Origin of the sequence: Rhodoferax sp. UBA5149 (assembly GCF_002413825.1) — a bacterium.
GTDB lineage: Bacteria > Pseudomonadota > Gammaproteobacteria > Burkholderiales > Burkholderiaceae_C > Rhodoferax.
The window spans coordinates 2,025-8,878 of record NZ_DHXT01000156.1 but is presented as its reverse complement, the minus strand read 5'-3'; the positions used below and the strand labels follow the sequence as shown (position 1 = coordinate 8,878).

9 protein-coding genes and 1 pseudogene are annotated in these 6,854 nt (G+C 59.1%); 5 read left to right on the top strand and 5 right to left on the bottom strand.

Annotated elements, in window-relative coordinates; translation table 11 throughout:
- Both B3V69_RS13620 and plsY read left to right on the top strand, forming a co-directional pair.
- A pseudogene (locus B3V69_RS13620) lies at positions 1 to 87 on the top strand (Cys-tRNA(Pro) deacylase); the annotation flags it as partial.
- A gap of 103 nt (positions 88 to 190) precedes the next feature.
- Positions 191 to 868 (top strand): glycerol-3-phosphate 1-O-acyltransferase PlsY, encoded by a 678-nt coding sequence (gene plsY, locus B3V69_RS13615; RefSeq protein WP_296447386.1) that lies wholly within the window; start codon positions 191 to 193, stop codon positions 866 to 868.
- 61 nt (positions 869 to 929) lie between these two features.
- On the opposite strand, the gene B3V69_RS13610 is transcribed toward plsY, so the two are convergent.
- A complete protein-coding gene (locus B3V69_RS13610) occupies positions 930 to 1,415 on the bottom strand; it encodes a HugZ family protein (protein ID WP_296447384.1) in 486 nt (161 codons plus the stop codon).
- A gap of 229 nt (positions 1,416 to 1,644) precedes the next feature.
- On the opposite strand from B3V69_RS13610, the gene B3V69_RS13605 reads away from it, so the two are divergent.
- Positions 1,645 to 2,802 (top strand): ATP-binding protein, encoded by a 1,158-nt coding sequence (locus B3V69_RS13605; protein WP_296447382.1) that lies wholly within the window; start codon positions 1,645 to 1,647, stop codon positions 2,800 to 2,802.
- A 130-nt stretch (positions 2,803 to 2,932) separates the two neighbouring features.
- Here B3V69_RS13605 and B3V69_RS13600 read toward each other — a convergent pair whose 3' ends face one another.
- Together B3V69_RS13600 and B3V69_RS13595 are read right to left on the bottom strand one after the other, a co-directional pair.
- Positions 2,933 to 3,316, bottom strand: coding sequence for a pyridoxamine 5'-phosphate oxidase family protein (locus B3V69_RS13600; RefSeq protein WP_296447381.1), 384 nt, complete (start codon positions 3,314 to 3,316; stop codon positions 2,933 to 2,935).
- A gap of 63 nt (positions 3,317 to 3,379) precedes the next feature.
- Positions 3,380 to 3,958, bottom strand: a complete 579-nt coding sequence (locus B3V69_RS13595; RefSeq protein ID WP_296447380.1) for an O-methyltransferase — start codon at positions 3,956 to 3,958, stop codon at positions 3,380 to 3,382.
- 277 nt (positions 3,959 to 4,235) lie between these two features.
- Here B3V69_RS13595 and B3V69_RS13590 point away from each other — a divergent pair, with 277 nt between their 5' ends.
- The gene (locus B3V69_RS13590; protein ID WP_296447379.1) at positions 4,236 to 4,706 is read left to right on the top strand and encodes an Lrp/AsnC family transcriptional regulator; all 471 of its coding nucleotides are present in this window, start codon (positions 4,236 to 4,238) and stop codon (positions 4,704 to 4,706) included.
- A gap of 51 nt (positions 4,707 to 4,757) precedes the next feature.
- Here B3V69_RS13590 and B3V69_RS13585 read toward each other — a convergent pair whose 3' ends face one another.
- Positions 4,758 to 5,717 (bottom strand): HD-GYP domain-containing protein, encoded by a 960-nt coding sequence (locus B3V69_RS13585; RefSeq protein WP_296447378.1) that lies wholly within the window; start codon positions 5,715 to 5,717, stop codon positions 4,758 to 4,760.
- A gap of 81 nt (positions 5,718 to 5,798) precedes the next feature.
- Positions 5,799 to 6,284: a YajQ family cyclic di-GMP-binding protein gene (locus B3V69_RS13580; RefSeq protein WP_296447377.1), complete on the bottom strand. Its 486-nt coding sequence runs from the start codon at positions 6,282 to 6,284 to the stop codon at positions 5,799 to 5,801.
- A gap of 55 nt (positions 6,285 to 6,339) precedes the next feature.
- Between B3V69_RS13580 and B3V69_RS13575 the strand changes: the two genes are divergently transcribed.
- Positions 6,340 to 6,854: FAD-binding protein (locus tag B3V69_RS13575; protein ID WP_296447376.1), on the top strand; the 515-nt coding region annotated here is incomplete at its 3' end.

The following is a 6,854-nucleotide window of genomic DNA, read 5'->3' as shown; positions in this document are numbered from 1 at the left end:
CGGCGCGGCTATCTGGTGGGCATTGACCCGCAGGTCTGCGTCGCCTTGCTGGCCGCCAAAACCGTGCAATGCGCGTTGCTTGAATGAGCGGTTGACTCAGTAGCTGCCGCTGACCCCGGGGCGGGCTGGCAGAATAGGCGCTTCATGCCCCGGCCTACGGGTGCAGCAGCAGGAGATATTTTTGGAATCAATGCAATCTTTTTTCCCCGTGGCGGCAGCGCTCATGGGCTACCTCATCGGCTCACTGTCGTTCGCGGTGATTGTCAGCCGCGTCATGGGTCTGAAGGATCCGCGCACGTTTGGCAGCAAGAACCCCGGCGCCACCAATGTGCTGCGTTCCGGCAGCAAGGCGGCGGCCATCGTCACGCTGTTGCTCGATGCGGCCAAAGGCTGGTTGCCTGTGATGCTGGTCAGGTGGTTTGGCAAGCCCTACGGCCTGGAAGACGGCACCGTCGCCATGGTCGGGCTGGCCGCTTTTGTCGGCCATCTGTACCCGGTGTTTTTCAAGTTCGAGGGCGGCAAGGGCGTGGCCACGGCCTTGGGTGTGCTGCTGGGCATCAGCTGGATTCTGGGCCTGGCCACCGCTGCCACCTGGCTGATCATGGCTTACTTCTTCAGGTACTCCTCGCTGGCGTCGCTGACGGCGGCGGTGTTTGCGCCAGCCTACTACGTTTTTGGCGATGGCGCGGCCTGGTACATGAGCAAGGGCATCTTGTTGTCAGTGGCCATCATGTCGCTGCTCCTGATCTATCGCCACGCCGAGAACATCAGCCGTCTGATCAAGGGCACGGAGTCGCGGCTGGGCAAAAAAGCGATGCCTGAAAAAACCAATCACGTGCACGAGCCTAAACACGGCCACAAACACTGAAAAAATTCGTGAGAATTTGCGTGCTTGGCAACGAAGTGCGTGATCCTGCGTTGGCACGCACCTACAAGGGCTGCAACACGCGCGCCATCTCGTCGGCATCCAGCGAGCGCGCTGCGCCAAAGCCGGCAATCTGGCGTGCGCCCGCCAGATGGATCGTCACAAACATGAAGTCGCCCAGCTGCGTCATCGGTTCGGCCTCGGGAAAGCGCGCCAGGTAAGCGGCGCGCGCATCGGCCCAGGCCACGCTGCCGGTCGTCGGCACCGTGGCTTGCCCCATCAGCGTGACGCGGGGCAGGGCGTGCACCGGCTCACCGGCTGCCTCCGTTTGCATCACCAGCAGCGACACCTGCGGCGCCATCTGCAGATTGCGCGTGTGCGCTGCCAGCCCGCTGACGTGGATCACCAAACAGGCGTTGCGCGGCTCCAGCGCAAAAGGCACCATCGACACGAACGGCAGGCCCTCGTCGCCCAGCGTGCCCAGGGCGGCGACGCGCTGGGTGGCAAGGAGGGTGCGCAGGTCACGCGTGAGGCGAGGTTCGTGGGGCATAGAGTTTGAGGCGCCCGAAGGACGAGCGCTAGCGTTTGGTGGCAAGGATAAACCCACTGGCCCAGGATGGGGCTGTGACGTGAAAGTCTTTTCCTTGTTCCAGTGTGGCGCCGGGTGGCTAACAAAACGGCGCTGGCGGTGCCGGTGGGGTGAGAAAGTTGTCTGTATTTGCCATGAAATTCCAATACTTAATGTTCGAATTTCATGGTAATGGTGGTAATATTTGTTCATGTTGAGCCGCGCCGTCCTTGAACTCTCTATTCGCAAAGCACTTGGCCGTTCGCGCGGGGTGGTGCTGAGCGGCCCCCGGCAATCGGGGAAAAGCACGCTGGCCCAGAGGTTTTTGAGTCGCCAGTCGCCCAATTATTTCGATCTGGAATACCCGCCCCACGCACAGCGGTTTGAGCAACCCGCACAAACGCTGGAGCAACTCAAGGGTCTGGTTGTCATTGACGAAGTCCAGCTCCAGCCCAACTTGTTTCCGCTCTTGCGGGTACTGATGGACCGTTCCGATGAGCCGGGCCAGTATCTGCTGCTTGGCAGCGCGTCCCCCGCCTTGCTGAGACAGTCAGGTGAGTCATTGTTGGGCCGTGTCGAAACGGTGGAGGTAGGCGGTTTTGATCTGGGAGAGATCAGCACCTTTGAGGGCAAATACAGCAATGACGCTGCAACACGTCTGTGGTTGCGCGGCGGCTTTCCTCGTTCCTATCTTGCCGCTTCTGACGAGGATAGTTTGGCCTGGCGTGCCCACGCCGTGGCGGATCATGTGCGCGTGGATATGCCCCAGTTTGGTATCAACATTGCGGCACCCGCCATGCTGCGCTTCTGGACGATGCTGGCGCACTACCACGGGCAGATCTGGTCTGCGGCGCCGTCGGCACAGTCCATGGGTGTCTCGGAACCTACGATTCGCCGCTACCTGGACACGTTGACGCAGACGCTCATGGTTCGCCAGTTGCAGCCGTGGCATGAAAACCTGGGCAAGCGCCAGGTCAAGGCGCCCAAAATTTATTTCCGGGATACCGGGTTGCTGCATGCGTTGATGGGTATCACAACCGTGGCTGAACTCTTGACCCACCCACAAAGTGGTGCCAGTTGGGAAGGCTTTGCCCTGGAGCAGGTACTGCGTATCGCCAAGCCCGATCAAGCCTATTTTTGGGCAACCCACCAAGGCGCCGAACTCGACCTGCTGATGCTCAAAGGCCGTCAGCGAGTGGGTGTTGAGTTCAAACGTGCTGACGCGCCCCGGGTGACGTCCAGCATGCGCATCGCCATGAACGATCTGAAGCTGGACGCACTGTATGTCGTCTACCCGGGCATGCACCGTTTCAAGCTTGCCGACGGGATAGAGGCTGTGCCGCTTTGGGCTATGTTGCCGGGTGGCTAATATTGTGCGAAAGGTGTCTGGCGGCAGCGTACAACCCATGACTTTATTTGGTTTACTTGACAAAAATTTATAAGAAATAAGCCTCTAGCCCCCGCAGAATATTCGCAAGCAGCTATCAAAAACAGAGCGCTTAAGGATGCTGCGCGGCGTAGGCGCCGAGCTGCAGCACCTGGTAATGATTGATGCGCACGCGCACCGCCGAGATGGGCAGCGACGCCTTGATTTTGGGGCCGCTGGTGGCGGTTCGGTGCAGACGGGGCAGGGCGTGCACCGGCTCCCCCGCGACCTCCGTTTGCATCACCAACAAGGACACCTGCGGCGCGGCCTGCAGATTGCGCGTGTGCGCCGCCAGCCCGCTGACATGGATCACCAGACCGGCGCTGCGCGACTCCAGCGCAAAAGGCACCATCGACACGAACGGCAGGCCGTCGTCGCCCAGCGTGCCCAAGGCGGCGACGCGCTGGGTGGCGAGGAGGGTGCGCAGGTCACGCGTGAGGCGAGGTTCGTGGGGCATAAAGGCGGGTACCTGCTCAAAGAAATGGTTCAGAAATGGTTCGAAAGGCCCGCAGGACGAGCGCTAGCGTCTGGTGGCAAGGATAAGCCCACTGGCCCAAGCGAGGGTTGTAACGTGAAAGTCTTTTCGTTGTTCCAGCGTGGCGATCAGGTGGGCGACTTTCCCGGAATGACCTTCAGGCCAGTTGGTTTGCGGCAGCATGTCGTCAACGACATAGACGCCCGCTGGATTGAGTAATTCAAGCGCTTCATCCAGCAAGCGGTACTTGCCGGCCCAGGTGTCAGCAAAAATGAAATCAAAACGCTGGCCGCGCAGCGACTGCAAGAATTCGTCGCCGTCAGCGCAGACCACGGTCAATCGTGGGTCCGCACCCAGGTGGCGTTTGAGAATAGACAACAGAGTTGCGTCGTTGTCCACGGTCGTCAGATGCGACCCGGCGTCCATGCCATCAAGCAGCCAAGCCGTCGATAAACCCGTGCCCGAGCCAAGCTCCAGAAAACGGGCAGACGGTTTGGAGGCAGCCAGCGTTCGGAGCAAGCAACACGTCAGTGCTTCGGATGCCATGGTGAAGTCATGGGCACGGGTGTCGGCCCAGAGGCCCGCAAGAGATTGGGGCGCATTGAGGCTGTGAGAGTCATTCATAGAAGGGGTGGTGAAAGGATGCCATTGACCCCAGGCGAATGTTCTGCCTGGGGTATTGGTTTTGCATTGCCAGCCCTCGTGAGGTCAGCCTGCGCAACGTTGGATGGTGACCGGTTTGTTGCATTTGCCCGTCGGTAATAGGTGACAGAAGTTTAGACCGAAGTGCCACGCAGGAGATTGCGTAGTTTTCACAAATTCCTTATTTATAAACATAGTATGCTTAAATATTTAATTATTTTGGAATAAACTGCTTAATTAATTGAATAGTTAGCAAACCATGAAACTTGATCGCTACGATCAGCGCATTCTTGAAGTGCTGCAGCAAGATGGGCGCATCAATAACCAGGACCTGGCCGACCGCATCGGTCTGTCTCCGTCCCCCTGCCTGCGTCGCGTGCGGGCACTGGAAGAATCGGGCCTGATCGTGGGCTACCGCGCACTGCTGGACGCCAAAATGCTGGGCCTGACACTGATGGCGCTGATCCATATCTCCATGGACAAGCACACGCCCGAGCGCTTTGCCAACTTCGAGGCGGCCGTGTGCGTCTTGCCTGAGGTGCTGGAATGCCTGCTGATTACCGGGCAGGATGCCGACTACCAGCTCAAAGTGGCCGTGCGCGATATGGATCACTACCAGGCTCTGCTGCTCAATCAGATCACCCGCATTGAAGGCGTGACCGGCGTGCATTCCAGTTTCGTGCTGCGCCGGGTGGTCAACAAAACGGCCTTGGCGGTGGCGCTGGGGTGAGTCAGTCGTGCCCCACAGAATGTGCGCCAGCCGCTATCAAAAACAGAGCGTCTAAGGATGTTGCGCGGCGTAGGCCCCGAGCTGCAAAACCTGGTAATGATTGATGCGCACGCGCACCGCCGAGGTGGGCAGCGACGCCTTGATTTTGGGGCCGCTGTTGGCGGTTCGGTGCAGACGGGGCGGGTTCAGCAGGGTTCCCGCTTCGTTGATCACGATGGCGACGTGGGGGTGGTCGGGCTCGCTGCTGCGACGCATCACGACCGCCACTTCCTTGTTGTCGAGCCGCACATAGGTGCCCGGCGGACACAGCCCGACCGCGCGTATCAGCGCGTGGCCGACTTCGTCATGTCGATCCGCCGCTTGGGTGATGATGGATCGTGCCGACTCGGTCGCCGTGCGACCTTCGCGTGATTGGCGCGGACTGATCATGGCCGCGTAGCGATCCACAATTCGCAGAATGCGGGCCAGCCGTCGCGCGGGCGGCAGGTCTCGCAAGTCGCCCCTGTCAGTGCTGTCGTCGTGATGCAGGGTGATGGTGTCCAGCCACAGCGCATCGGCTACCCCGATGTCGACAAGCATTTGCCGGCCTTTGACGGCGTGGGTATTGATGGCGTCCCGTTGTTCGACATTGGGCTTCTCTGTTTGTCCTGCCAGCTGGTCTTGCAGGGCCGTCATGGCAATATTCATGGTCAGGGCCGCATGCACCAGGTTGTCGCGCTCGGTCGGGGATAGTTTCAGGTCGACTGCGATCAGGTGGCACAACACGGCGCTGACCAGTGCGTGCGAGGCGCTATAACCCACCGGCGAGTTCATCGCCAGCTGAAACAAAAGGTACAGACCGACGTCGGTGTCGCGCTTCAGCAAGGCTTGCATCCAGCGGTCGTACTGCCACACGCGCTGCTCAAACTCCTGGATGCTGCCCGGGCTGCCCAGAATAATGCCCAGGCCCGACTCCAGGTCCGCCCACAGGCCGAGCAAGTCTTCGTATTCGTTTTCGTTCTGGACGGTCACAGGGATGTCTCAATAACGTTGTCGAGGACTGTCGGGACTATCGTGTTATTGGTTCGCGTCATCTCGCCAAAGCTGCTTTCATCAGTCGCGAAAATTATCGAAAGTCAAGGGCAGATCGGTCATTTCTTTCTTGATCAAGGCCATGGCCGCCTGCAGGTCATCGCGCTTGGCGCCGGTGACGCGCACTTTTTCTTCCTGAATGGCGGCCTGTACTTTCAGTTTGCTGTCCTTGATCAGGCGCTGGATTTTTTTGGCCATTTCAGTCTCGATGCCGTTACGCACCTTGATGACCTGCTTGACTTTGTCGCCACCCATTTTTTGCACATCACCGACGTCCAGAAAGCGCACGTCCACATTACGCTTGGTGAGCTTGTTGCGCAGGATTTCCAGCACCTGCGTGAGTTGAAAATCAGCGTCGCCAATCAGGGTCATTTCCTTGTCCTTGAGTTCAATGGCCGCTGGCGTGCCCTTGAAATCAAAGCGCGTGGCGATTTCCTTGGCAGTGTTTTCCACCGCGTGTTTTACATCCACCATGTTGGCGTCGCAAACCGTATCAAAAGAAGGCATGGCTAAATTCCGGTAAGAAATAACAAATGTGAGGGCTAATGAGAGAATTACAGCAATGTTAGTCGAGAAAAACGTCCCCCTCCAGTCTTGCAACACCTTCCACATTGTGGCCAAGGCGCATTCCCTCATCCGCATTGCCAGTGAAGCCGACGTGCAAACTGTCGTCGCCAGCTCCGAATGGAGTGCCCGGCCCAAATTTGTATTGGGCGGCGGCAGCAATATTGTGCTCACCGGTGACGTCAAACCGCTGGTCCTGAAAGTCGAGATCCAGGGCCGGCGCCTGGTGGAAGAAACGGCCAAAGCCTTTGTGGTGGAGGCGGGCGCTGGCGAGAACTGGCACGATTTCGTGACCTGGACGCTGCAGCAGGGCTATCCCGGCCTTGAAAACATGGCGCTTATTCCGGGCACGGTGGGCGCCGCTCCGGTGCAAAACCTGGGTGCCTACGGCGTTGAACTGCAAGACCGCTTTGACTCGCTCGACGCGATCGACCTGCAAACGGGCCAAATCTTTACCCTGAATGCCGCCCAATGTGGGTTCGGCTACCGTGATTCGGTGTTTAAACACGCCTC

What these genes read in the sequence shown, in the direction of transcription:
- plsY (WP_296447386.1), top strand. Translation starts at nt 191, where the DNA reads ATGCAATCTTTTTTCCCCGTGGCGGCAGCGCTCATGGGCTACCTCATC.
- B3V69_RS13610 (WP_296447384.1), bottom strand. Translation starts at nt 1,415, where the DNA reads ATGCCCCACGAACCTCGCCTCACGCGTGACCTGCGCACCCTCCTTGCC.
- B3V69_RS13605 (WP_296447382.1), top strand. Translation starts at nt 1,645, where the DNA reads ATGTTGAGCCGCGCCGTCCTTGAACTCTCTATTCGCAAAGCACTTGGC.
- B3V69_RS13600 (WP_296447381.1), bottom strand. Translation starts at nt 3,316, where the DNA reads ATGCCCCACGAACCTCGCCTCACGCGTGACCTGCGCACCCTCCTCGCC.
- B3V69_RS13595 (WP_296447380.1), bottom strand. Translation starts at nt 3,958, where the DNA reads ATGAATGACTCTCACAGCCTCAATGCGCCCCAATCTCTTGCGGGCCTC.
- B3V69_RS13590 (WP_296447379.1), top strand. Translation starts at nt 4,236, where the DNA reads ATGAAACTTGATCGCTACGATCAGCGCATTCTTGAAGTGCTGCAGCAA.
- B3V69_RS13580 (WP_296447377.1), bottom strand. Translation starts at nt 6,284, where the DNA reads ATGCCTTCTTTTGATACGGTTTGCGACGCCAACATGGTGGATGTAAAA.